This window comes from Actinomadura sp. B10D3, from assembly GCF_039871695.1.
GTDB lineage: Bacteria > Actinomycetota > Actinomycetes > Streptosporangiales > Streptosporangiaceae > Spirillospora > Spirillospora madurae.
In genome coordinates this window covers 1-1,725 of sequence record NZ_JBDPLY010000079.1, presented here as the reverse complement: position 1 = coordinate 1,725, position 1,725 = coordinate 1, and the positions used below count along the sequence as shown (strand labels likewise).

The window sequence follows — 1,725 nt, the reverse complement described above, 5'->3', positions numbered from 1 at the left end:
CCGTGCCGGGCGACCCGGGCGGCGAGGCCCGCCCCCGCGACGGTCTCGGCGACCGCGCCGCCGAGCCCGCCCAGGATGCTGTGCTCCTCCACGGTGAGCAGGAGCCCCGACCGCCGTGCGGCGTCCAGGACCGCGGTCTCGTCGAGGGGTTTGACGGTGTGCATGTCCAGGACCCCCGCGGACACCCCGGCGGCGTTCAGCTTCGCCGCGGCGCCGAGCGCCGGATGCACCATCGATCCCGTCGCGACGATGGTCAGGTCGTCTCCGCGCCCGTGCTCGATCGCCTTGCCGATCTCGAACCGCGGATCGGCCTCCCGGTACACCTCGGGGTCCTGGCCGCGTCCGATGCGGAAGTAGATCGGGCCGGGGCAGGCGGTGGCGGCGCGCAGGGCGGATCCGAGCTGCGCGGCGTCGGCCGGCGCGATGACGGTCAGGCCCGCGATGCTCCGGGTGATCGCCAGATCCTCGGTCGCGTGGTGGGAGGTGCCGTAGAAGCCGAGGGTGATCCCGGCGTGGTGGCCGATCAGCCGGACCGGAAGCCGCGTGTAGGCGGTGTCGGTGCGGATCTGCTCGCAGGCGAGCAGCGCGAGGAACGAGGCGAAGGTCGCGACGTACGGCTGGAGCCCGGTGGCGGCCAGGCCCGCCGCGGCCGAGACCATGTGCTGCTCGGAGATGCCGAACTGGACGTACCGCTCGGGGTGCCGTTCCTGGAAGCGGACCAGGCCGTTGGAGTACTTGAGGTCGGCCGTGCCGACGACGAGGGGATGCCCCTCGTCCACCAGGTCGGCCAGGGTCCCGGCCAGGACGTGCAGGCCGGGTGCGCGGTCCAGCAGGTCGGTGAGCTGCCAGGATTCCGGACGCAGGGCGGGGCCGGCGGTCATCGGGCGCTCCTCAACTCGTCGATGGCGTTGATCTCGTCCTGCTCGGCGAGCCAGCCCAGGTGCCAGCCGAAGTCGCGTTCCATGTAGGAGATCCCCTTGCCCTTGACGGTGTGCGCGATCACGGCGACCGGGCGGGCGCGGTCCGGATCGGCGGCGATGGAGCGGAGCAGGGTGAGCAGCGCCCCGGCGTCGTGCCCGTCCACCTCGTGGGTCTCCCAGCCGAACGCCCGCCACTTGTCGGCAAGCGGCTCGATGCCGGTGACGTCGTCGACCCGGCCGTCCAGCGAGTACTCGTTCCGGTCGACGATCGCGACGAGGTTGCAGACGCGGTGGTGCGCGGCGGCGAGCGCCGCCTCCCAGATCTGCCCCTCGTGCAGCTCGCCGTCGCCGAGCAGGACGTACACGTTCGACGGGCGCCCCTGCATGCGCAGGCCGAGCGCCATCCCGGTGCCGGTCGACAGGGCGTGCCCGAGCGATCCGCTGCTGAAGTCGATGCCCGGGACCCGCGTCATGTCCGGGTGGTCACCGAAGGCGCTCCCCAGCCGCGTGTAGCCGTCCAGCTCGGACGGGTCGAAGAAGCCCCAATCGGCCAGCAGCGGGTAGAGGGTCGCGGCGGCGTGCCCCTTGCCGAACAGGAACCGGTCCCGATCAGGCCAGTCGGGTTCACCGCGCCGCAGGTCCATGACGCCGTAGTAGAGGGTGGCGAGGATCTCCGCGCACGAGAATCCCGAGGCGTAGTGGCCGGTCTTCGCGATCGATATGAGCCGGACCGTCTCCAGCCGAGCGAACAGCGCCCGTTCCCTAATCAGCTCCACAAGCTGGGCGTCCGCCGCCACGGGCGGAC

2 protein-coding genes are annotated in these 1,725 nt (G+C 72.1%); both read right to left on the bottom strand.

Annotation, left to right across the window (positions count from 1 at the left end; all coding sequences use genetic code 11):
* Nucleotides 1-881 (bottom strand): transketolase C-terminal domain-containing protein (locus ABGB11_RS42305; RefSeq protein WP_347641345.1); only part of this gene is annotated, 881 nt, incomplete at its 3' end.
* Nucleotides 878-1,725: transketolase (locus tag ABGB11_RS42300; protein WP_347641344.1), on the bottom strand; the 848-nt coding region annotated here is incomplete at its 5' end. The genes ABGB11_RS42305 and ABGB11_RS42300, both read right to left, overlap by 4 nt.